Origin of the sequence: Sphaerisporangium corydalis, from assembly GCF_025506355.1 — a bacterium.
GTDB classification, from domain to species: Bacteria; Actinomycetota; Actinomycetes; order Streptosporangiales; family Streptosporangiaceae; genus Sphaerisporangium; species Sphaerisporangium corydalis.
On sequence record NZ_JANZYP010000006.1, the window covers coordinates 171,806 to 194,486 of the forward strand.

Sequence of the window (22,681 nt, forward strand, 5' to 3'; positions counted from 1 at the left end):
GACGCCGGACGTCCGGTCAGCGGGTCACGCGGTCGAGGCCGTCGGCTATGCCCTGGCGGAGCATGTCGCCGTACGGGCCCCGGGGGAGGTCGCCGGCGTGGTCGGCGGCCAGGCGGAAGTAGCGCGCCGCCTCGGACGGATCGCCCAGCAGTTCGTGGGACGCGCCCATGTTGAGGTAGAGCGAGGGGTAGAACTCAAGGACGCGCCCGTCGCCCGTGGCGTTCGCGTGGTGCAGGGAGACCGCGTTCCACAGGAGGGTCTCCTCGGGGGAGTCCTGCTGCCTGGCGACGTAGTGGGCGGCCACGCAGGCGTCGAAGTCGTCGCCCCGCTCGGCCCACGCCTGGTCGAACAGCCGTCGCGCGTCCTCCGGCTTGCCCTCGGACTCGGCCCGCATGCCCTCCGAGCACAGCCGGACGACCGCATTGTCGAGATCGAGTTCCACGGCTACCTCCCTTTTCCGCTTCCCCCGCAGCCTAGGCCGTCGATCCGACAAATCTGAGGCGCCCGGCGCCGCCGGCGTCCCCCCATAGGATGCTGACGAGGCGGTCGTGACCGACCGGCGCGCGTGACCAAGCGTGCGTGACGAGGCGGCGCGGCGTCACGAGGCGGGCGTGCGGAAGCGGAGGGGGAGCCGGTGGTCGATTCGTGGCGGGGGCTGCCCAGGCCGGCGCGGGTCGTGGCCGAGGCGGCCGACGAAGCGGTGGCGGCGGCGCTGTCCCGTGACCCGGAGGCGTACCGCCTGGCGGCGGCGCGGCTCGCCGGCCTCGGCTCCGAGCACGTCGGCCTGGTGCTCGGGACCGTGGTGAGGTCGCTGCTCGAGGACGCGCACCCCGACGGGCTGACCGTGGACGACGTCCAGGCGGTGGTCGGGCGCTGCGCGCGGGCGGCCTTCGCCTGGTTCCCCGACGTGGACGCGGACGTGCTGGTGATGCTGGTCGCCGGGGCCCTCGGGGTCCACCAGGCCGAGCCGGACTTCCAGCTCGACGGGAAGGACGTCACCCGGCAGGCCCCGCTGCTGATCGCCGACCTGCTCGCCGCGTCGGGCCAGCGGTTCGACCGGCGCCTGTCGGCGGCGTTCGCCGACCTCGCCAGGTCCCAGTCCGCCGAAATGCCGTGACGACCGAAATGCCGTGACGACCGACGTGCCCTGACGACCGACGTGCCCTGAGGCGTACGGCTCAGTACAGGTGTTCGGCCGAGCCGGTGAGGGGCCGCACGGTGAGGTGCGCCCGCGTCACCCGCACGCCGGTGGCGCGTTCGGCGAGGGCCAGCGCGGCGCCGAGGGGGTCGAAGCCGTCGTCGTCACCGTCGACGGGCATGCCCAGGTCGCGCATGTGCCCGAGGAGCCGGTCGGGGTCGCGCCCCCAGCGTTCGTGAGGCTCGTCAGGACGGAAGCCGGTCACGGCCTGCCCGTCGGCCGCGAAGAGGAACTCCAGGCCGGAGGCGGTGCCGAGGGACACCGCCGCCATGGCGGTGCCGGCGGAGAGCCGCCGTGTCACCTCGGCGAGCGTTCCCGCGTAACCGCCGCCCTCCAGCAGGACGGTGCCGCCGATCGCGGGATAGGCGGAGATGAGGTGGCCGGGGCCGTCCGTGGGATCGGGGACGACGCCCCGGCCCGCCGGTTCGGGGGTGACGCCGAGGCGGTGGAACGCCTCTTCGGGGGACATGTCGCGTACGAAGGTCAGGCAGCCGCCGGAGCGGCATAAGCTCTCGCCGGGCTCCTCGCGGAACCAGGCGTAGTCGGCCGCCGTCACGCCACCCATGGTGGATCCTTTCGACATCCGATGAACGACATGATCTTCTCAGCGCGGACCGACAAAATAAGCCCTATCCCTCAAGTCGGCCGTCGCCGTGGCCGGGAAACCGGCCGGAGACCGCCCTCGGGCCGGGACGGTGCGCGGATCACTGCGCCGGTCCGGGACAATGGGGGCGTCAGGCTGTAGAGGAAGGATGTGCCGATCGTGGCTATGAGCGCTGAGGCCGACTGGGTCTCACGATTCGCGGACGAGGTCATCGCGGAGGCGGAGCGTCGCGCCCCCGGCGAACCGATCGTCTGCGCCTCGGGCCTCAGCCCCTCGGGCCCCATCCACCTGGGCAACCTGCGCGAGGTCATGACCCCCCACCTGGTCGCCGACGAGATCCGCCGCCGGGGCCACGAGGTCGTCCACATCATCTCCTGGGACGACTACGACCGCTTCCGCAAGGTCCCCGCCGGGGTGGACTCGTCCTGGTCGGAGCACATCGGCAAGCCGCTGACCTCGGTGCCCGCCCCGCCCGGCAGCGCCTACCCCAACTGGGCCGAGCACTTCAAGGCGCCCATGATCGCGGCGCTGGCCGAGCTGGGCATCGAGTTCCGCGGCATCAGCCAGACCGCGCAGTACACCTCGGGGGTCTACCGCGAGCAGATCCTGTTCGCCATGCGCGAGCGCGAGCGCATCGACGCGATCCTCGACCGCTACCGCACCAAGGACAAGCCGGCCGCCAAGCAGCAGCAGAAGCTGGACGAGACCGACGCCGCCGCCGCGCAGGCCGCGGCCGAGGGCTCGGGCGCGGCCGGTGAGGACGATGGCAAGGCCGCCGCGGGCTACTTCCCGTACAAGCCCTACTGCTCGGTGTGCGAGCGCGACCTGACCACGGTCACCGCCTACGACGACGACACCACCGAACTGTCGTACACCTGCGCCTGCGGGCATTCCGAGACCGTGCGCCTGGCCGAGCACGACCGGGGCAAGCTGGTCTGGAAGGTCGACTGGCCGATGCGCTGGGCCTTCGAGGGCGTCGTGTTCGAGCCCTCGGGCGTCGACCACTCCTCGCCCGGCTCGTCGTTCGTCGTCGGCGGGCAGATCGTCAAGGAGGTCTTCGGCGCCGACCAGCCGATCGGCCCGATGTACGCCTTCGTCGGCATCAGCGGCATGGCCAAGATGAGCAGCTCCAAGGGCGCGGTGCCCACCCCGGCGGACGCCCTGGAGATCATGGAGGCCCCGCTGCTGCGCTGGCTGTACGCGCGCCGCAGGCCGAACCAGTCCTTCAAGATCGCCTTCGACCAGGAGATCCAGCGGCTGTACGACGAGTGGGACGCCCTGCACCGCAAGATCGGCGACGGCACGGCGCTGCCCGCGGACGTGGCCGCGCACGGCCGCGCGGTCGGCACCGCCTCAGGCCCGCTGCCGGTCACGCCGAGGCCGCTGCCCTACCGCACGCTGGCGTCGATCGTGGACGTCACCACCGGGCACGACGAGCAGACGCTGCGCATCCTGCGCGACCTCGACCCCGAGCACCCCATCACGTCCCTGGACGAGGTCCGGCCCCGGCTCGACCGCGCGGAGCGGTGGATCACCACCCAGGTGCCCGCCGAGCAGCGCACGCGCGTGCGCGACGAGCCCGCCACCGACATCCTCGGCTCGCTCGGCGAGGGGGACCGCGAGTCGCTGCGGCTGCTGCTGGCCGGGCTCGGCGAGCACTGGTCGCTCGACGGGCTGACGTCGCTGGTGTACGGGGTGCCGAAGATCCAGGCCGGGCTGGCGCCCGACGCCAAGCCCACCCCCGAGCTGAAGGTCGCCCAGCGCGAGTTCTTCGCCCTGGTTTACCGGCTGCTGGTCGGGCGGGACACCGGCCCCCGCCTGCCGACGCTGCTGCTCGCGGTCGGCGCGGACCGCGTGCGCGAGCTCCTCGGCGGCTGACGCCGTTCCACCCGACGAAGGGCCCCGGCCGGCGCCGGGGCCCTTCCGCGTGTCCGTAGCCGTTTCCCGGGCCCGTCCGCCCGCGCCGGGTGCGGTGCCATTCGGGGCCGGAAGGCGCGTCAGGGGTAGTCTGGGCTGGACTTCTGGACGGTATCTTCGCAGGTAGGAGGGCTAAGTAAAGAATAGCTTCATGCTAGGGTGTGAAGAGGAAAAAAATTGACCACCCTGCCCTGGCGACCGTATGGTCCTGGCAATCGGGACCCTGGAGCACTTCATGAAGCGACTCGCAGCGACCGCGGCCCTGGCGGCGGTCGCCACCGCCACCGCCGCCTGCGGCACTTCGGAGACGGCCGCCTCGGCCGGGCCGGGTGGCGTCTACACCACGATCGACGGTTCCAAGCAGATCGACGCGACCGCGCCGATCAACCCGTTCAATCCGCAGGGCAGCACGTTCGCGGGCTATGACGCGATGGCGCTGGCCTGGCCGAAGAACGACCTGATGGATCCGAACCTGTTCTACCCGGGCCTCGCGCGCTCCTGGACCGCCACGCCCGACCAGGGCGAGGTGGTCGTCCACCTCCAGCCGAACGCCCGCTGGTCGGACGGCAGGCCGGTGACCAGCGCGGACATCCGCACCTCCATCGGCCTGGCCTACACCCAGGGCGGCAGCGCGTACACGGTGAACGCGGGGGCGGCGGGCGCGGCGGCCGACATCAAGGTCGTGGACGCCAAGACCGTCAAGATCGTGCAGGGGAAGAACCGCAGCAACGCGTTCCTCAGGAACGTCCTGTCCACCGTCGTGGTGCCCGACCACGTCTTCGGCCCGCTGCTGCCCGCCGGCTTCTGGGCCACGCTGACGGCGGCCAGGGGCACCGGCCCCGCCGCCGAGAAGGCCAAGACCGAGATCACCGGCCTGTCGCAGAAGGTCATCACCTTCTCGCCGCCCGAGGACGTCTCTGCGGGCCCCTTCGTGCTGGAGCGGGTCAACCCCGGCGCCGCGCTGCTGCGCAAGAACGCCTACTTCTACGACGCCGCCAGGATCGTGCCCGGCAAGGTGAAGGTCCTCAACTACACCGGTAACGAGCAGATCTGGAACTACCTGGTCTCCGGCAAGCTGGACAGCGCGCCCTTCACCGCCGTGCCCGCCGCCGTCATGAAGAAGATCAAGCAGACCCCGGGCAACGCCATCCGCAAGGGCTACTCCCCGGTGGCGGCGTCCATGGCGTTCAACCAGGCGCGCAAGCCGTACGACAACGTGCACGTCCGGCGGGCGCTGGCGTACCTGATCGACCGCGCCCAGGTCACGAAGATCGCCTCCCCGGAGGCGGGGACGCCGTCGGTCACCACCACCGGCATCCACGGCAGCTCGGCCCAGGCCTGGCTCGGCGCCGGGCTCGGCGCCCTCGACCAGTACAAGGTCGACCCCGCCAAGGCCGACCAGGAGCTCAGGGCGGCCGGCATGGTCAAGAAGGGCGGCCAGTGGGCGATGCCGGACGGGAGCCCCTGGAAGGTGCAGATCCACGTGCCCGCGTCGTTCTCCGACTGGGTCGCCGCCGCCAAGTCGGTGACCAGCCAGCTCAACGACCACGGCATCGACTCCAGCGTGGTCACCTCGGCGGACTACATCCTCTACCTCGACGAGCTCGCGGGCGGGAAGTTCGACATCGGGTTCTGGCTGATGGCCCTCGGGCCCTCGCCGTACAACATCTTCCAGCGCGTGTACGGGCCGGCCAACGGCTGGTCCCTGCTGGCGGGGCGGCTGAACCACGCCGCGCCCGGCAAGGACGGCAACTGGATGGGCGGTCCCGAGACCGTCGGCGGGGTGAACCCGGGCGAGCTCACCAACCGGCTCAACCTGGCCACCCCCGAGGAACAGAAGAGGATCGTCGGCACGCTCGCCAAGCTGACGAACGAGCAGCTTCCTGTGATCCAGATCTACGACTACGTGAACACCCAGTTCGTCAACACCACCCGCTACACCGGCTGGCCGGCGGCGGGAAGCGAGGCGCTGCGGCTGCCCGCGGGAGTGTGGATGCAGCTTGGGATGATCAAGAAAAGTGGCGTATGAAGCCCTCCACGGTCCGGGGCCGTCCCCGGGTGAACGCAGTGACACGGCGGCTCGCCGGCCATCTGGTGCGCGGGCTCGTCATGATCTGGGTGGTCACCACGATCAGCTTCGTGATCATCCGCAACATCCCCGGCAACCCGGTCCTCGGGCAGTACGAGACGCTGATCGAGCGCGGCATGTCCCCCGACCAGGCGGAACGCGCCACGGCCGCGCTCTACGGGTTCCTGCCCACCGGCAGCCTGTGGGAGCAGTACACCGGGTACATGAAGGCGCTGCTCCACCTCGACCTCGGGCAGTCGCTCAGCACGCCGGGCACCGAAGTGGTCACCCTGATCGGCTCGGCCGCCAAGTGGACCATCCTGCCGGTGCTCGGGGGCACGCTGCTGAGCTTCGTGCTGGGCGTGACCCTCGGGGTGTACGCGGGGGTCAAGCGGTCCGGCAAGCTCGGCGACCTGCTGTCGATCTCCGGCTCGCTGCTGCACGGCGTGCCGCAGTACGTCATCGGGCTCCTCGTCCTGGCGATCTTCACGACGCTGTGGCCGATCTTCCCGGCGGGGGGCCCGGTGGACGTCGAATTCGTGCCGGGCTTCAACGCCGGCTACCTCGCCTCGCTGATCCAGCACGCCACCCTGCCCGTGCTGACGTACGCGCTGGCCAGCTACGGAGGCTGGGTGCTGGCGATGAAGTCCAGCGTGGCGACCGTGCTCGGCGACGACTTCATCCTGGCCGCCGAGCTGCGCGGGCTGTCGCGGGGCGTGCTGTTCCGGTACATCGCCCGCAACGCGATCCTGCCGCTCTTCACGATCCTGGCGCTGTCGCTCGGCATGCTGTTCGGCGGCGCGATCTTCATCGAACGGATCTTCAACTATCCCGGGCTCGGGCTGCTGCTGGTCAACAGCATCGGCGCCCGCGACTACGCCCTGATGGGCGGCACCTTCCTGGTGACCACGATGGCGATCATCGTGGTCAACATCGCGGCCGACCTGCTGTACGCGGTGATCGACCCCCGAGTGCGGACCGGAGGCGTGGCATGACGCTCACGACGCCGCTCGCCGGGCCGCCGAACATGCGCGCGACCCTGCGGCGCAACTTCTGGCGCGGCGTGGCCCGCGTGATGCGCCGCAAGCCCAGCCGCATGGCCGGGGTCGCCATCGTCTGCCTGTTCCTGCTGATGGCGGCGGTCGGGCCGATGCTCTACCCCGCCCACCTGCCGCGCGACGACAACGCCCTGTACGCCGCGCCGAGCCTGGCCCACCCGTTCGGCACCGACTTCGAGGGCACCGACGTGCTCGCGCTGGTCGTCACCGGCGCCCGGTACGTCATCCTCACCGGCCTGGCCACCGCCGTCATCACGGTGGCGCTGGGCACGGCGCTCGGGCTGCTCGCCGGGTTCCACCGCGGGCGCTGGGACACCGCGCTCATGCGGCTCACCGACCTGCAGCTCACCATCCCCGGCCTGCCGCTGCTGCTGGTGCTGTCCACGGTGTGGAAGTTCAACAGCCCGCTGGAGATGGGCCTGGTCCTCGGGCTGCTCGGCTGGGGCGGGGTGGCGCGGGCCGTCCGGTCGCAGACCCTGTCGCTGCGCGAGCGCGGGTTCATCGAGGCCGCCAAGGGCCTCGGCCTGTCCACCCGGCACATCATCGCGCGCGAGCTGCTGCCCAGCATGGCCCCGTACATCGCCATGAACGTGCTCATCGCCGTCACCGGGGCGATCTACGCCCAGGTGGGGCTGTTCTTCCTCGGCGTCCTGCCGTTCGACTCCAACAACTGGGGTGTGATGCTCAACCTCGCCGTCTTCGGCGGCGGGGCCCTGACCAGCACGGCCGCACTGCCGTACCTGCTGGCGCCGCTGCTCGCGATCCTCCTGCTCACGCTGGGCATCGTGCTCATCGTCGACGCGATGGACGAGATCTTCAACCCACGGCTGCGTGAGGAGTGACCCGATGACCACCACCTCTCCGGAGACCGGGGGACACCCCGGCGCCCCGTCGCCCCCCGGCCTGGCCGGCGGGCCCGGTGACATGACGGCGCCCGGCGTCCGCGTCCGTGACCTCGTCGTCGTCTACCGCACCCCGCTCGGCGAGCTGCCCGCCCTCGGCGGTGTCAGCCTCACCATCGAGCCGGGGACCATCACCGGCATCGTGGGGGAGTCCGGTTCCGGCAAGTCCACGCTGGCGCTGTCCTTGCTGAACGCCGTCCAGCCGCCCGGGCGCATCTCGGCCGGCAGCGTGGAGATCGACGGGCTCGGGAACGTCCTGGAGCTCGGCGGGGACGACCTGCGTCAGGCGCGCGGCCGGCACCTCGGGTACGTCTTCCAGGCCGCGCAGAACTCCCTCAACCCGCTCAAGACGGTCGGCAAACAGCTTCTCGACCTCGGACGCTCCCACGGCGCCGACGACCCGCGCGCGCTCGTACGGGACGCCAGGAGCCTGCTGGAGCGGATGGGCCTGGACGGCGCCCGGGTGCTCGACTCCCACCAGCACCAGTTGTCGGGCGGCATGCGCCAGCGCGTCGGCATCATGCTGGCGCTGGTGCTCAACGCCCAGCTCGTCATCCTCGACGAGCCCACGACGGCGCTCGACATGATCACTCAGGCCACGATCCTGCGCATCGTCCGCGAGGTGCACAAGGAGCGCGGCCTCACCACGCTCATGGTCACCCACGACATCGGCGTGGCGGCCGAGGTCACCGACCGGCTCGCGGTCATGTACGGCGGGCGGGTGGTCGAGCACGGGCCCACCATGGACGTGATCGGCGCGCCCAGCCACCCGTACACCCAGGGCCTGATCCGGGCGATCCCCCGGCTGTCCGGCGACACCGCCGAGGCCCGCGCGCTACCGGGACGCCCTCCGACGCTTGGCACCCTGCCCGCGGGGGGATGCGTCTTCCGGGAGCGCTGCCCGCTTCGCATGGACGTGTGCGAGACGGTGGAGCCGCCCCCGGTGCTGGTCGACCGGCGCACGGTCGCGTGCCACGCGGTCGCCGGCGCCAGGCAGGAGCGGGTCGTCAGGGAGGAGCGGGTCGTCAGGGAGCAGGAGCGGGTCGGCAGGGAGGAGGAGCGCGCGTGATCACCGGCACGGGAGTGACCAAGACCTACAAGCAGCGCGGCGACGTCCTCGGCGGCCGCACGGTCCAGGCGCTGCGCGGGGTGGACTTCACCGTGCGCAAGGGCGGGGCCGTCTCGTTCATCGGCGAGTCCGGGTGCGGCAAGACGACGCTCGGGCGCATCATCGCGGGCCTGGAGACCTACGACTCCGGCGAGATCGTCATCAACGGCGTCCCGATGTCCGCGCTGCGCCCGAGGCGGCGCCAGCCGTACTTCCGCAGGATCCAGCTCATCCACCAGGACCCGTACTCGGCGCTGAACCCGACGCGGACGATCCACCAGACCCTGCGGGCGCCGCTCACGCTGCGCGCGCGCCAGACGCGCCGCTCGGACGCGTGGGTGGACGACCGCGCCGAGGAACTGCTGTCCCTGGTGGGCATCGACCCCGGGTACGTGCTCGGCCGCTACCCCCACCAGCTCTCGGGGGGCATGCGCCAGCGGGTGGTCATCGCCCGCGCGCTGACCGTGGACCCCGAGATGCTCGTCGCCGACGAGTCGGTCTCGATGATCGACGTGTCGATGCGGCTGAGCGTCCTCGCCCTGCTCAAGGACCTGCGCGAGCGGCTCGGGGTCAGCCTGGTGTTCATCACCCACGACATCGCCACCGCCCGGTACGTCGGGGAGGACGGCGAGCTGTACGTGCTCTACCGGGGCCAGGTCGTCGAGCGCGGCGGCACCGAGCAGGTCATCTCCGCCCCCGAGCACCCCTACACCCAGTCGCTGCTGTCGGCGATCCCCGTCCTGCACGGGCTGGAGCAGCCCGGGCCCGAGCGGGTCGTGCCGACCGAGGCGCTGGACGAGCGCCACCCGGACGCGGGATGCCTGTTCGCCCGCCGCTGCCCCTTCCGTACCGAACGCTGCGAGGCCGAGCGGCCCGCGCTCAGACGCGGCGCGGACGCCTCGCACGAGCGCGCCTGCTTCCACGCCCAGCGCCGCAGCGTGATCCCCGTGGAGGCCGTGGCATGACCGTCTCCGGCGCCCTGCGGCACGCCGTCGCCGACGACGCGGCCGCCGTCTGCGAGATCGCCCGGCACGCGCTCACGCTGGACGCCGGCGAGGCGCCGCAGATCGTGGCGCGCCTGTGGACCCCGCCCGAGGGACGCCGGTGGACCGCGCTGGTGACCGAGGCCCTCGACGGGGTCGTGTTCGCGTCCTCCTCGGCCACCGAAGGCGTCGGCCACATCGACCTGCTCGCCGTCCACCCCTCGGCCCAGGGCCGGGGGATCGGCGCCGCCCTGGTCAGGGCGGCCGAGGGATGGCTGCGGGACCAGGGCGCGCGCGAGGCGCGCCTGGCGGGCAATCCGCCCTGCTACGCCTGGCCCGGCATCGACGTGCGCTACACCCCGGCGGTGTGCCTGGCCGAGAGCCTCGGCTACGAGAAGTACCGGAGCGCCTGGAACATGACCGCCGACCTGTCGAAGTACCTTCCCGGCGGCCAGGACGCCATCGGCGACGACCTCCCGTGCGGCGTCGGCGCCGCGCCCACGGTCGGCACCGGGTTCGACGTGGCCAACGGCACCAGCCGGGGCGCCGACATGGGCGCCGACGTCACCATCTCGGGAACCGGCCCGGCCGCCGAACCGGCGCCGGGAAGCGACCCCACCGGCCCGGACGCCCCGGCCTCCGCCGCCTCCACCACCGGGTCCGACGTCGACGACGAGTCGGCGTGCCCTGAGGATCTCGCCCGCCTGGCCTCGGCGGGCGTCGTCTTCCACTCCGCGCCCCCCGACGAGCGGGCCGCGGTGATCGGGTTCGTCCGTGAGCACTGGAACGAGGCGTGGGCCTGGGAGGTCGCGCAGGCGACGGGCTGCCACTACGCGACCCGGGGGCAGGAGATCCTCGGGTTCGCCGCCTGGGGTGCCAGGCCGAGGTGGTTCGGCCCGATGGGCACCGCCTCGGCCGCCCGGGGCCTCGGGGTCGGCAAGGTCCTGCTCAGGCGGTGCCTGGAAGAGCAGGCGGCGGCGGGCCAGCGCAGCACGCAGATCAGCTGGGTGGGCCCGGTGGGCTTCTACGCCAAGGCCGTCGGCGCGCGCGTGGAGCGGGTCTTCTGGCTCTACCGCCGCCCCCTGGTGTGACGCCCGCGCGGTAAACGTCAGATCGAACCCCCCGGAATACGAGGAGTAATGACCCGACCACCGGCCCTGGCCACCACCGAGCAGAGCGACCCGAGGTACCGCAGGATCGACCGGCTGCCGACGGAGGAGATCGCGCTGCTGATGAACGCCGCCGACGCCACCGTGCCTGCGGCGGTGGCGGCGGCGGTCCCGAGGATCTCGGCGGCCATCGACGAGATCTCCGCCCGGATGGGGATGGGCGGGCGCCTGCTCTACGTGGGCGCGGGCACCTCGGGACGGCTCGCGGTACTGGACGCCTCGGAGTGCCCGCCGACGTTCGGCACCGACCCTGACCTGGTGCGCGGCATCATCGCCGGCGGCGCGCGTGCGCTGACCCGCTCGGTCGAGGGCGCCGAGGACGACGCCGAGGCGGGCGCCGCCGCCATGCGGGACCAGCGGGTCGGGCCCAGGGACTCCGTCGTCGGGATCTCCGCGAGCGGCCGGGCGGCGTACGTGGTGGGCGCGGTGGCGCAGGCCCGCCGGCTCGGCGCGCTCACGGCGGGCCTGTCGTGCAACACCGGCACGCCGCTCTCCGAGGCCGCCGACCATCCCATCGAGGTGATCGTCGGCCCCGAGGTGGTGGCCGGTTCGACCCGGCTGAAGGCCGGCACGGCGCAGAAGCTGGTGCTGAACATGATCTCGACGATCGCGATGATCAAGTGCGGCCGGACGTTCGGCAACTACATGGTCGAGGTGTCCACGAGCAACGCCAAGCTCGCCGAACGGGCCGCCCGCATCGTGGGCGAGATCACCGGCGCCGACGGCACCGCCGCCCGCCTCGCCCTGGAGACCTCGGGGCACGAGGTGAAGACCGCCGTCGTCATGATCGAGCGTGATCTCGGCCCGGACGAGGCCCGCCTGCTGCTCGCCTCCCACGGCGACCGCCTCGACACGGCACTCGCCGCCCCGCCCGCCCTTCCCTGATCAGGACCCGGGACGGGGGGCCGGGCGCGAACCGGGACTCAGGAAGGCCAGGGGGACGGCGAGGCGGCGGCTGATCCGGTAGGTGACGGGCGGGCTGGCGGAGACGAACTCCTTGTACACGACCGCGCTCCTGCCGGTCAGCAGCGCCCGGCGCGGGGTGTCGTCGGCGTGGGTGAACTGGATCACCGCGTCCTTGCGGCCCAGGCTGACCGGCTGGTGAAAATACCCGAACCGAAACGGCCGAGGCTCCCTGCCGCGCAGCGCCCGCCCGATGGAGTCGGCGGCGTGGGCGCCACTCGGGATGCCGCTCTGGCAGGTGCCGTGCAGGACGCCGAACGGCTGCGGGATCGCCGCGCCGTCCCCGATGGCGTAGATCGACGGGTGGGACACCGACCGCAGGGCGGCGTCGACGACGACGCGGTTCCGGTCGTCGACGGTGATCCCCGAGTCCGCCGCCAGCGGCGAGGCCGTGAAACCGGTGGTCCACAGGCACGCGTCGGAGTGCAGGGTCTCGCCGCCCGCCAGCTCCACGGCGTCCGGCAGCACCTTGATGACCTCGGCGCCGTCGCGGGTCTCGATGCCGAGCCGCTCCAAGGCCCGCGCGAGGTGAGCGCGTGCGCGCTCGCCCATCATCCGGCCCGCGGGCTCGCGGCCGATCAGCACGACCCGCAGCTCAGGGAAGGCCTCGGCGATCTCGGTCGCCGCCTCGATGCCGGTCAGGCCGTTGCCGCACACCGTCACGGTGCCGCCCCGTACCGACAGGCCGGTCAGCCGGGCCGCGAGCCGGGCGGCGGCCTCGGGCCCGTCCAGCGTGTGGGCGTGGTCGGCGACGCCCGGCACCTCGCCGGGGCCGGTCGCGCTCCCGATCGCGTAGACGAGCGTGTCGTAATCCAGGGCGTGCTCGCCCTCGCCGGTCCGCACGGTGACCCGCCGCAGGGCGGGGTCGATGGCGGTGACCCAGGCTTGGACGAACTCGATGCCGGTGCCGGCGACCATGTCGGGGACGCGGAGATCGGCGAGCCGGCGGCCGGCGGCCAGTTCGTGCATCCTGAGCCGCTCGGTGAACGCCGGCGACGGGTTGACCAGGGTGATCCGGCCGCCGTGGCGACGGGTGCGCCGCGCCGTGCGGATCGCGGCCATCACGCCGGCGTAGCCCGCGCCGATCACCACGATGCGGTGCCGAGCAGGGATGGTGTTCATGTCATCCTCCTCTGTGGCCCCTCTCGCGGGGGTCGATGACCACAAGGACGGAAGCCGGGCCCCGCGGCGTGACACGCGGGCGATGTGACCTGGCTCACACTGTCGTACGGGCCGGGCCGCCCGCAGCCGCCCGCTCGCGAGCGTGGATAATTCTCAGCCATGTCTTCCCGGATCGATCTGGTGTGGCCCAGCGAAGCCGACGACGTCCTGCGTGACCAGGTCCACCAGGTCCTGCACGCCGTCGTGGCGGCCGGCGGCGCGGTCGGCTACCTGAGACCCCCCGGCGGACCGGAGACCGACAAGTTCCTGGACGGCGTCCTGACCGCCGTCCGCCACGGGCACGCCGCGCTGGCGCTGGCCCGGGTGGACGGCGTGGTGCGGGCCATGGGGCTGTGGAAACGGGAGCCGGAACCGATCTTCCAGCACTCCGCCAGGGTCGGGAAGATCATGGCGCACCCGTCGGCGCGCGGGCTCGGGCTGGGCCGCCTGGTCGTCGGCGCCCTGGTGGAGAACGCGCGGGCCGCCGGCATCGAGACGCTGACGCTCGGCGTCCGGGGCAACAACCACGGGGCGATCGAGCTCTACGAGGAGCTCGGCTTCCGCGAGTGGGGCCGGCTGCCCAACGTGATCGAGGTCGGCGACGAGCGCTTCGACGACGTCCGCATGCTCCTCACGCTGGGCCGGGCGCCCACGGTCGTGCTCCGGGGGTCCCAGACCGGCGGCGCGGGCTCCTCACCCCGGCGGGCGCGCGGGCGCACCTCCTCGGGGCGCCCAGGGTGAGGGCCCGCTGATCTGGGCATATTCCCAGGTAGAAGGAGTCTCCGCGAACGGGACGGGGGAGAGGGGATGCCTGTACTGCTGCGCCGCGTGTACGACGACCCCGCCGCCGAAGAGGGCAAACGCGTCCTCGTCGACCGCCTGTGGCCGCGAGGCCTGACCGAGGAGGCCGCGCACGTCGACGAATGGCTCAAGGACGTCGCGCCGTCCAACGAGCTGCGCACCTGGTACGGGCACGATCCCGAAAGGTGGGAGGAGTTCGGCCGCCGCTACCTCGCGGAACTGGGCGACGCCACCCACCGGTCGGCGCTCGACGGCCTGCGCGAGATGCTCAGGACCGGGCCGGTGACGCTGCTCACCGCCACCAAGGTCATCGAGCACAGCCACGCCGCCATCCTCGCCGACCTGCTGGGCGAGCAGAGCTGAGCACGCCCCCAGGGGGAGAGCATGATGAAGCGCATGTTCGCAGTGGTCATGCTGGTCATGGTCATGGCGGGGGAGTTCGTGGCCGGGGGGAGCACGGCCGGGGCTAGCCCGGCCGGGGCGAGCGCGGCTGGGGCGAGCCCGGCCGGGGCCGTCGCGAGGACGACCGTGGGCAGAGGGCAGTACCGGATCATGGTTCGTCAGTGCCGGTACGCGAACACCCCCAAGCTGCGCAAGCAGTGCCGCCAGGCGGTGAGGTGGAACTACCGCGTCGGCGCGCGGAATCCCTACCTGGACTGCCGCACCTACTCCGGGGTGACCGTGTGCGGCCGGCTGCGGCTCGGCAGGCGGGAACGCCGGTGCGTCGTCGCCGCGGTCAAGGCCGGCCTGACCCGGCGCCGCGCCGAGGTGGAGTGCTACGTGTACTACTGACCGCCAGGTGTACGGACCTTCGTGCGGGCGCGCGGGCGCCGGCAGGTTTCCCGGTGATCCCAGCGGGTAACCGAAGCGAACTCAGAGCGCGCGTCGGACGAGGGGGAAGAAGTTCCATGATGGAGCACGACGGCGACGTCATCACCGTTCTCACCACCGATCATCGCGAGGTGGAGAAGATGTTCGCCGAGCTGGAGGCTCTGCGTGGCACCGGACAGCGGGAACGCCGCAGGGACCTGACCGAGCGCATGATCATCGAGCTGGTCCGGCACTCCGTCGCCGAGGAGGCCTACCTCCATCCCGCCGCGCGCAAGTTCGTCCCCGACGGGGACAAGCTGGCCGACGAGGAGGTCGCCGGGCACGCGGAGGCCGAGCGCCTCATGAAGGAACTGGAGCGCACCGACACCGCCGACCCGGCCTTCGACCACCTGCTCGACCGGGTCATCGCCGCCGGCCGCGAACACGCGCGGGACGTGGAGAGCCGGCTGTTCCCCAAGCTCGTCCAGTACGCCGACGTCGAGGAGCTGCACAGCCTCGGCCTGAAGATCCAGTCCATCAAGAAGATCGCCCCCACCCGGCCGCACCCCTCCGCGCCCGACAACCCCCTGGCCAGCAAGCTCCTCGCCCCCGGCACCGGCCTGGTCGACCGCATCCGCGACCTGGTCTCGGGGCGGGGGAAGGGCTGATCCCGCTCCTCCGGGTCACGCGGGCGTGGTCGCGTGGCGCGGTTTCGTCCGAGGCCATGAAGGGACGTGGTTCGTCCGAGGTCACGATGGGACGTGGTTCGTCCGAGGTCATGATGGGACGTGGTTGCGGAGGCGTAGTTCGTCCGGGTAGGGCGTGAAGTACGTCTGCTCGGCGAGATAGGCCATCCCCGACCCGAGGACGTGGTGGCGCAGCAGGGCCAGCGGCACGCTGAGCGCCACGAGCCGCGACTGGTAGGACCGGATCACCTCGACCAGGTCGGCCCGGCGGACCGGGTCCAGGTGGTCGCTCACCATGCCGAGGCAGTGCTGGAGCACGTTGACGTGCCGGCCCGCCGTCGCCCGTACGGTGAGGGCCGTGCGGAACGCCTCCCCGTAGCCGGTGGCCAGCCGTTCGCGCGTACAGGTGCCCGCCTCCGCGACTAGCCTGCCCATCGTGCGGTAGCCCGCCGGGTCGTGGGCGAGGATCTGCATCTTGTGCCGGGCATGGAAGGCGACCAGGTCACGGGGCCGCCAGTCGCTCTCGAAGAGCGCGCGCAGGCGGGCGTGCGCGAAGATCCGCTCGACGAAGGCCTCGCGGAGCACGTCGTCGTGCAGCCGGCCCTCGTCCTCCACCGGGAGCAGCGGGTGGGCCGTCATGATCGCGTCGGCGAACAGGCCGCGGTTGCGCCGGTCGACGACCTGCTCGCCCTGCTCACCCTGCTCGCCCGTGTACAGGGGGATGCCGTGGATCCCGCAGCTCGGGCTCTTGGACTTGAACACGTAGCCGTCCGCGTCCAGACGGGCCGCGCGGCCGGCCGCGAGCGCCGTCATCGGCCCGGTGAGGTCCGCGCGGGTCCGCCGGGTCATCAGGCGCGGCCCTTCGGGGGAGCGTTCGAGGCGGAGCGTCTCGCGGGGGGTGCCGAGGCCGATGTCCATCTCCGGGCACATCGGTACCCAGTCCACGTAAGCGGACAGGGCCCCGGAGACGAATCGGTCCCGGCTGTGCCCACCGTTGAACCGCACCGCCGCCCCGAGCAGACAACTCGACACCGCCACCCGAGGCCGCACCTGCCCGCTCACCACTCCGCCAGAGTGAGGACCGCCAGGCCGCGAGCCGTCCACCACTCCGCCAGGGTGAGGGTCGCCAGGGGGCGGTGCGGGCGGCGGGTCGTACGGGCCGTTCATCGGGACGCCAGGGTGAGGATCGTGGACAGGCGGTGCAGGCCGCGGGTCGTGCGGGCCTTGATCGTGCCGAGCGGCACCTGGAGGCGCTCGGCGATCTCGCGCTGGGTCAGGTCGCCGTAGTAGGCCAGCTCGATGGCCTGCCGCTGCGGCGCGGGCAGCTCGGCCAGGGCCCGGCGGAGCTGGTCACGGTCGGCGAGGTCGTCCCCGGCGGCGCGGCCGTCCGAGCCCGCCGGGTCGGCGACCGCGTCCAGCGGGACGGTGTACGGGGTGCGGGCCCGCAGGTGGTCGACGGCGCGTTTGTGGGCGATCCCGACCAGCCAGGCGGGCAGGCTCCTGGCCGGGTCGAAGCGGTGCCGCGAGCGCCACACCTCGGTGAACACGACCTGCAGCACGTCCTCGACGTCCTGTGCGGGGACGAGGCGGCGCAGGTAGGAGCGGACCATCGGGGCGTACAGGCGGTAGCAGTCGCCGAGCGATCCGCTCTCGCCCGAGGCGAGGCGGGTGCCGATCGTGTCCTCCATGAGCCCCCGCATCCCATCCAAGGCGACGGGTACCCGGACCTTCAAGATCATTTCAGTGTCGGGAATCCAAGAATGGGTCAACGCGCCACCCCTGTGACCTGGCACTACGCCTCGCGCCCACCGGCCGTCCAAGGCGACCCGCAGCCCAGGCCACATAGCAGGCTTTGTCGTCATACCTCCCCCGACAGGCGCTAAATCCGGTACTCCCCCCTTCGAGTCCCCACCCCCACACGGATGCACCAGGCGCTCCCAAACCAGACACCCCCACCTGCATCGGCACCGCCCTTCCACAATCAGCGCCCCTCCGCCCGCATCCCGGGACGCTCGTCCGGCGATCGGGGCGTTCCGTGTGCATCCGGAACGCTCACCCCGGTCGAAAGGGATTACAGCGATCAAAGGAGCTGCGCCCATGGTGACGACGACACGTGCGGCGACCGGTGCCGAAGGGCGGCGCACCTGATGGGCGGGCGCCCGGTCGTGGTCGTCGGGGCCGGTCTCGGCGGGCTCTCCGCCGCGATGCGGCTGGCCGGCGCGGGACGCGACGTGATCGTCGTGGAGGCCCGGGACGTGCCCGGCGGATGCTGCGGCACCGCGAACCTCGGCCCCTACCGCTTCGACACCGGCCCCTCGGTCCTGACCATGCCCGGCGTGCTCGCCGAGACCTTCGCGGCCGCCGGGGAGGAGATGGACCGCTGGCTGCCGCTGCGGCGGCTGGACCCCTCCTACCGGCTCACCTACCACGACGGCTCCCACCTGGACGTCGTCCCCGGCGAGGAGGCGATGGCCGAGCAGGTGCGCGCCCTGTGCGGGGCCGCAGAGGCCGCGCGGTACGTCCGGTTCCGCCGCGTCCTCGGCGAGATGTTCGACGTGGAGTGGCCCGCGTTCATCGACCGCGACATGACCCGGCTCCGGAGCCTGGTCCATCCGTACGCGCTCGCGCGGATCGCGGCACTCGGCGGTTTCCGCAGCCTGGACGGCCTGGTCAGGCGGCACCTCACCGACGATCGGCTCGTGAAGGCCCACACCTTCCAGGCCCTGTACGTCGGCCTGTCGCCGAAACGGGCCCTCGGCATCTACGCGGTGGTGGCGCACATGGACACCGTCGGCGGGGTCTACTTCCCCCTAGAAGGGGGCATGCATGCCATCCCCCGCGCGATGGCGGCCGTCGCCGAGAAGGCCGGCGCCGTGATCCGCTATGGCGTGCGCGCCACCAAGATCGAGACCGACGCCTCCGGGGTGGCCGCCGTACGGCTGGACACCGGCGAGCGGATCGCCACCCGCGAGGTCGTCGTCGCGTGCGACCTGCACCGGGCGCACGCCGGCCTGCTGCCCCCGGGCGCGGGGGACTGGCGGCTGCGACGCCCCCGCTTCTCGCCGTCGTGCCTGGTCATGCACTTCGGACTCGACAGACCCCTGACCGGCCAGGCGCACCACACCCTGCATTTCGGCAAGGAATGGGATTCCACGTTCACGGCCCTCGCGGCCGGCCGCCCCCAGCCCGACCCGAGCCTCCTGGTCACCTACCCCGAGTCCGACGCCGACGCCGCCCCCACCGGCCACACCACCCTCACCGTCCTCGAACCCACCCCGAACCTGACGAACGGCACCCGCCGGGACCGGCTGACGTCCCGCCTGGAGGAACGCCTGCTCCACCGGCTCGCCGACCTCGGCTACGACGGCCTGGCCGGGTCGCCCCGGTTCACGGTGGACCCGCCCGCCTGGGAACGCCTCGGCCACACGGCCGGCACCCCCTTCGCCCTGGACCACCGCCTCACCCAGACGGCATGGTTCCGCCCGGCCGCCCGCGCCCGCCGCGTCCCGGGCCTCCACTTCGCCGGCATGCACACCGCCCCCGGCGTCGGAGTACCCCCCGTACTCATCTCCGGCCGCCTGGCCGCCGAAAGGATCCTGGGGAACCCCCGATGACGTTGACCGCCAGCTACGAACAGTGCCGCAGGCTCAATGCCCGCCATGGCCGCTCCTACTACCTCGCCACCCGTCTCCTGCCCGCCTGGAAACGGCCGCACGTGCACGCCCTGTACGGCTTCGCCCGGTACGCCGACGAGATCGTGGACTCCTTCCACATGACCGGCGACCGCGAGGCCGCGCTCGACGAGCTGGCCGGCAGGGTGGCCCCGGCGCTGGCCGGCGAGCCGGTCGACGACCCGATCCTGCCCGCGTTCGCGCACACCGTGCGGTCGTTCCGCATCGACCCCGCCGACATCGACGCCTTCCTGCGGTCCATGCGCGCCGACCTGACCGTCACCCGCTACCCCTCGTACGACGACCTGCTCGGCTACATGGACGGATCGGCCGCCGTCATCGGCACGATGATGCTCCCGGTGCTCGAACCGATGCCCGGATCGGCCGACGAGGCCCGCGAACCCGCGCGGCAACTCGGGCTGGCCTTCCAGCTCACCAACTTCCTGAGGGACGTCGGCGAGGACCTGGAACGCGGCCGGGTGTACCTCCCGGCGGACGACCTGGACAAGTTCGGCGTGGACGTGGCCGACCTGCGGCTGCCCCGGGCCGTCCCCGCCGTCCGCGAGCTCCTGGCCTTCGAGGCCGGACGGGCGCGGGACCACTACCGGCGGGCGCTCGCGGGCATCGACATGCTGGTCCCCTCGTCCCGGCCGTGCGTCCGCGCCGCCTACGAGCTGTACGGCGGGATCCTGGACGAGATCGAGGCGGCGGGTCACGACGTGCTGGCGGCCAGGGCCACGGTGCCGCGACGCCGCAGGCTCGCCATCTTCGCCCGCCACCTCAAGGACGCCTCCGCCGCCGGCCGCGCCGAACGCCGCGTACCGCTGGGGACGCCGTGACGGTGGTCGTCGTCGACGCGATGGGGGGCGACCACGGGCCGGCCGAGACCGTCGCGGGCGCCGTCACCGCCTTCCGTGAGCACGGCACGCGCGTGATCCTCGTGGGGCGGGCGGACGAGATACACCGGGAGCTCGCGCGCCACGACGCCGCCGGGGAGATCGAGGTGGTGCACGCCGGGACCGCCGTCCCCATGACCGAACGCGGTGCGGGGGCCGCGTCCTGGGCGGACTCCAGCCTGGTCGTCGGCTGCCGGCTGGTACGCCAGGGGGTCGGCGACGCGTTCGTGTCGGCCGGCTCGACGGGCGCGGTCGTCGCCTGCGCGATCCGCGTCCTCGGCAAGGCCCCCGCCATCCTCCGCCCCACCCTCGCGGTCACCCTCCCCACCGAAGCCCCTACGACCCCGACCGGCGATGGCGGGTCCGGCGGCACGGCCGGGGGAGGGTTCACCGTCCTGGTCGACGCGGGTGCCACGTCCGACCCGACCCCGGAGATGATCGCCCAGTTCGCCCTGCTGGGCGCGGCGTACGCCCAGATCGTGCTCCGGGTGCCCGAGCCGTCGGTGGGCCTGCTGTCCATCGGCTCCGAACCCGGCAAGGGCAACCGCCTGACCCGCGCGGCCGAGGAACTGCTACGCCGGCCACCGTTCTCCCCCCACGAAAACGTCGACACTCCCGACGAACCGCCACACCGCCCACCCTCCCGCTTCCACAAAAACGACGAAAACCCCGCCCCTTCCCCCGGCGAAATCGAGGCTCGAGGCAAGCCTCCCCACCGGCCGCCGTTCCCCTTTCGCGACGACAGCGAGGGTCAAGGCGAGCCTCCCCACCGGCCGCCGTTCCCTTCCCCCGGCGACATCGAAGGCCAGGGCGAGCCTCCGCACCGGCCGCCGTTCCGCTTCCACGGCAACGTCGAAGGCCACGACGTGCTGGCCGGCATCGTCGACGTGATCGTCACCGACGGGTTCACCGGCAACGTGGTGCTCAAGAACGTGGAGGGAACGGTCAGGGCGGCGCTGACCATGGTGGCCCAGGCCGGGATCGCCACTCCCGGCGAGCTCCAGGAGATCGCCGCCCGCTACGACCCGCAGACCCACGGCGGCGCGGCCCTGCTCGGCCTGAACGGCACGGTCGTCGTGGCACACGGCTCCTCACGCGCCCGGACCATCGCCCGTGCCTGCGTGGTGGCCCGCGACCTCGCCGAAGGCAAGATCACCACCCACCTCCACCACCTCACCACCCGATGACCCCTCTTCCGCCCCCTCTGGGAACGGCGTTGCGAGGTTTCTCCAAGTGCAGTTCAGAAGGGAGGGCCGAGGGTGTACTTGGCGAGGGGGTCCGTACCGTCCCAGGTGCCTTCGCTGCGATATGGGGTGAACCGGGCGAACAACTCCTCGGAGTACCAGCCCTCCGCCCGTACGCGGCCGATCACCTGCCGGTGGGCGTGCTCCCCGTAGGCGAACGCCCGTACGGAGGCGCCGTCCCGCCACAGGGAGAAGGTGGCCTGCCGGGCCAGTGGCCACTCACCCACACCGACCGAGGCCAGGCAGCCGTCCTGCTCCCGCAGAACCCGGTCCACCGCCGCGATCGACCGGTAGAACGCCACCAGCCGGGCGGGCCGGATCGCCGCCCTGGTCACCACCGCCACCGGCCGTTCACCGTTCCACCCGTTCCCACGCCCGCCCGCGGCACCGGAGGCAGCGCAGGCACCGGGTTCAAGACCGGGATCCGGTTCAGGACCGGGGGCGACGGAGGGTGTGGGGAGGGGGGCGAACGGGTTGGTGCCGGTCCAGCGGCCGTGCGAGGACAGCGGGGTCAGGCGGACATGCCAGGACTCCCGCGCCTGCTCACGCCAGCGCGCCGCGATCGGCGACCGCTCCAGGAAGTCCTCCAGGGCCCGCTCATCCCGCCACACCGCCAGCAGGGCCCAGCGCGTCAGATCCGCCCCCAGGCTCATCGACGCACCCTGTCCTGTGCCCAGCAGGCGCCAGAACAGCAGCCCGCCGGTACGGCGCAGCACCGGCCGGTCCAGGGCCATGTACCGCATGGCCCCCCGATCCGCATACCTGATGAGGTGGAACGAAGCGATGCTTCCCGTGCTCGTCGCGATCATCGGCGGCTACCTGCTCGGCTCGGTGCCGGTCGCGGTACTGGTCGCCAGGGCACACGGCTTCGACCCCCGTGACGTCGGCGACCGCAACCCCGGATACTGGAACGTCAAGGAGCGCGTCGGCCGACGGTCCGCGGTGCCCGTCTTCGTCGGCGACACCCTCAAGGGGACGTTCGCGGCACTCCTCGGCCTGACGGCCGGCGGCGCCCACACAGCCGGTACCGGTACGATTCCCCTGTACGGGGCGCTCGCCGGTCCCAGCGTGCTGACGGTGTACGTGGCGGTCGCCGCCGCGATGATCGGGCACGCCTGGCCGGTGTTCGCGGGGTTCCGGGGCGGGCGCTCGATCCTGGCGTTCGCCGGCGGCGTCGCCGTCATCTGCCCGCCCGCGTTCCTGCTCGCCGTGGCCGCCCTGACCGTGACCGCCCTGCTCACCCGCTCATTCGCGATCGGCGCCCGCGTCGGCGTGTTCGGAGTACCGCTGCTGCAACTCCTCTTCGCACCGATCACGCAGGTGGCCGCGACCGGCGCACTGATGTGCCTCATCGGACTCCGCTTCGCCCAGGCGGCCCTATCCGCACGCCACACCACCTGACCCCACACGCCCCCGCCTGCCACCGACCACACTCCGGAGCC

At 72.4% G+C, this 22,681-nt stretch carries 23 protein-coding genes; 17 read left to right on the plus strand and 6 right to left on the minus strand.

What is annotated here, in order from left to right; all coding sequences use genetic code 11:
- Positions 1-16: 16 nt before the first annotated feature.
- Complete coding sequence (locus NYZ98_RS06890; protein WP_262841698.1) at positions 17-442, minus strand: hypothetical protein; 426 nt, start codon at positions 440-442, stop codon at positions 17-19.
- A gap of 192 nt (positions 443-634) precedes the next feature.
- On the opposite strand from NYZ98_RS06890, the gene NYZ98_RS06895 reads away from it, so the two are divergent.
- Positions 635-1,117, plus strand: coding sequence for a hypothetical protein (locus tag NYZ98_RS06895; RefSeq protein WP_262841699.1), 483 nt, complete (start codon positions 635-637; stop codon positions 1,115-1,117).
- 61 nt (positions 1,118-1,178) lie between these two features.
- On the opposite strand, the gene NYZ98_RS06900 is transcribed toward NYZ98_RS06895, so the two are convergent.
- Positions 1,179-1,763 carry a DUF6461 domain-containing protein gene (locus NYZ98_RS06900; protein WP_262841700.1) on the minus strand — a complete coding sequence of 195 codons (585 nt, stop codon included), beginning with the start codon at positions 1,761-1,763 and terminating at the stop codon, positions 1,179-1,181.
- A gap of 204 nt (positions 1,764-1,967) precedes the next feature.
- On the opposite strand from NYZ98_RS06900, the gene lysS reads away from it, so the two are divergent.
- From lysS to murQ, 8 genes are all read left to right on the plus strand, one after another.
- The gene (gene lysS, locus NYZ98_RS06905; protein ID WP_262841744.1) at positions 1,968-3,680 is read left to right on the plus strand and encodes a lysine--tRNA ligase; all 1,713 of its coding nucleotides are present in this window, start codon (positions 1,968-1,970) and stop codon (positions 3,678-3,680) included.
- A gap of 274 nt (positions 3,681-3,954) precedes the next feature.
- On the plus strand, positions 3,955-5,748 hold the full coding sequence (locus NYZ98_RS06910; protein WP_262841701.1) for an ABC transporter substrate-binding protein: 1,794 nt from the start codon (positions 3,955-3,957) through the stop codon (positions 5,746-5,748).
- A gap of 29 nt (positions 5,749-5,777) precedes the next feature.
- Entirely contained in the window at positions 5,778-6,782 is a 1,005-nt protein-coding gene (locus NYZ98_RS06915; RefSeq protein WP_262841702.1) for an ABC transporter permease, read from the plus strand.
- Complete coding sequence (locus NYZ98_RS06920; RefSeq protein ID WP_262841703.1) at positions 6,779-7,687, plus strand: ABC transporter permease; 909 nt, start codon at positions 6,779-6,781, stop codon at positions 7,685-7,687. Before NYZ98_RS06915 ends, NYZ98_RS06920 begins: the two co-directional genes overlap by 4 nt.
- Positions 7,688-7,691: 4 nt before the next feature.
- Positions 7,692-8,816: an ABC transporter ATP-binding protein gene (locus NYZ98_RS06925; protein WP_262841704.1), complete on the plus strand. Its 1,125-nt coding sequence runs from the start codon at positions 7,692-7,694 to the stop codon at positions 8,814-8,816.
- The gene (locus tag NYZ98_RS06930) at positions 8,813-9,820 is read left to right on the plus strand and encodes an ABC transporter ATP-binding protein (RefSeq protein ID WP_262841705.1); all 1,008 of its coding nucleotides are present in this window, start codon (positions 8,813-8,815) and stop codon (positions 9,818-9,820) included. Before NYZ98_RS06925 ends, NYZ98_RS06930 begins: the two co-directional genes overlap by 4 nt.
- Positions 9,817-10,929, plus strand: a complete 1,113-nt coding sequence (locus NYZ98_RS06935; RefSeq protein WP_262841706.1) for a GNAT family N-acetyltransferase — start codon at positions 9,817-9,819, stop codon at positions 10,927-10,929. The genes NYZ98_RS06930 and NYZ98_RS06935 overlap by 4 nt, the downstream gene beginning before the upstream one ends.
- A 48-nt stretch (positions 10,930-10,977) precedes the next feature.
- Positions 10,978-11,892 (plus strand): N-acetylmuramic acid 6-phosphate etherase, encoded by a 915-nt coding sequence (gene murQ / locus NYZ98_RS06940; protein WP_262841707.1) that lies wholly within the window; start codon positions 10,978-10,980, stop codon positions 11,890-11,892.
- Here murQ and NYZ98_RS06945 read toward each other — a convergent pair whose 3' ends face one another.
- Positions 11,893-13,092, minus strand: a complete 1,200-nt coding sequence (locus NYZ98_RS06945) for an NAD(P)/FAD-dependent oxidoreductase (RefSeq protein ID WP_262841708.1) — start codon at positions 13,090-13,092, stop codon at positions 11,893-11,895.
- 159 nt (positions 13,093-13,251) lie between these two features.
- Here NYZ98_RS06945 and NYZ98_RS06950 point away from each other — a divergent pair, with 159 nt between their 5' ends.
- The 4 genes from NYZ98_RS06950 (at position 13,252) to NYZ98_RS06965 (ending at position 15,410) form a co-directional block, all read left to right on the plus strand.
- Complete coding sequence (locus NYZ98_RS06950; protein ID WP_262841709.1) at positions 13,252-13,872, plus strand: GNAT family N-acetyltransferase; 621 nt, start codon at positions 13,252-13,254, stop codon at positions 13,870-13,872.
- A 66-nt stretch (positions 13,873-13,938) separates the two neighbouring features.
- Entirely contained in the window at positions 13,939-14,295 is a 357-nt protein-coding gene (locus tag NYZ98_RS06955) for a DUF488 domain-containing protein (protein ID WP_262841710.1), read from the plus strand.
- A gap of 33 nt (positions 14,296-14,328) precedes the next feature.
- Positions 14,329-14,724 (plus strand): hypothetical protein, encoded by a 396-nt coding sequence (locus NYZ98_RS06960; RefSeq protein WP_262841711.1) that lies wholly within the window; start codon positions 14,329-14,331, stop codon positions 14,722-14,724.
- A gap of 116 nt (positions 14,725-14,840) precedes the next feature.
- Entirely contained in the window at positions 14,841-15,410 is a 570-nt protein-coding gene (locus NYZ98_RS06965) for a hemerythrin domain-containing protein (protein ID WP_262841712.1), read from the plus strand.
- 108 nt (positions 15,411-15,518) lie between these two features.
- On the opposite strand, the gene NYZ98_RS06970 is transcribed toward NYZ98_RS06965, so the two are convergent.
- Positions 15,519-16,490 (minus strand): YbgA family protein, encoded by a 972-nt coding sequence (locus NYZ98_RS06970; protein WP_380706373.1) that lies wholly within the window; start codon positions 16,488-16,490, stop codon positions 15,519-15,521.
- A gap of 101 nt (positions 16,491-16,591) precedes the next feature.
- Positions 16,592-17,116, minus strand: coding sequence for an RNA polymerase sigma factor (locus tag NYZ98_RS06975; protein ID WP_262841714.1), 525 nt, complete (start codon positions 17,114-17,116; stop codon positions 16,592-16,594).
- 459 nt (positions 17,117-17,575) lie between these two features.
- Here NYZ98_RS06975 and NYZ98_RS06980 point away from each other — a divergent pair, with 459 nt between their 5' ends.
- The 3 genes from NYZ98_RS06980 to NYZ98_RS06990 are packed head-to-tail and all read left to right on the plus strand — an operon-like array spanning position 17,576 to position 21,182.
- Complete coding sequence (locus NYZ98_RS06980; RefSeq protein ID WP_262841715.1) at positions 17,576-19,042, plus strand: phytoene desaturase family protein; 1,467 nt, start codon at positions 17,576-17,578, stop codon at positions 19,040-19,042.
- Entirely contained in the window at positions 19,039-19,938 is a 900-nt protein-coding gene (locus NYZ98_RS06985) for a phytoene/squalene synthase family protein (RefSeq protein ID WP_262841716.1), read from the plus strand. Before NYZ98_RS06980 ends, NYZ98_RS06985 begins: the two co-directional genes overlap by 4 nt.
- On the plus strand, positions 19,935-21,182 hold the full coding sequence (locus NYZ98_RS06990; protein WP_262841717.1) for a phosphate acyltransferase: 1,248 nt from the start codon (positions 19,935-19,937) through the stop codon (positions 21,180-21,182). The genes NYZ98_RS06985 and NYZ98_RS06990 overlap by 4 nt, the downstream gene beginning before the upstream one ends.
- Positions 21,183-21,235: 53 nt before the next feature.
- Here the strand turns inward: NYZ98_RS06990 and NYZ98_RS06995 are convergent, their stop codons facing one another.
- A complete protein-coding gene (locus NYZ98_RS06995) occupies positions 21,236-21,982 on the minus strand; it encodes a spheroidene monooxygenase (RefSeq protein WP_262841718.1) in 747 nt (248 codons plus the stop codon).
- Between the two features lie 40 nt (positions 21,983-22,022).
- Between NYZ98_RS06995 and NYZ98_RS07000 the strand changes: the two genes are divergently transcribed.
- Positions 22,023-22,640, plus strand: coding sequence for a glycerol-3-phosphate acyltransferase (locus NYZ98_RS07000; RefSeq protein WP_262841719.1), 618 nt, complete (start codon positions 22,023-22,025; stop codon positions 22,638-22,640).
- Positions 22,641-22,681: the final 41 nt, after the last annotated feature.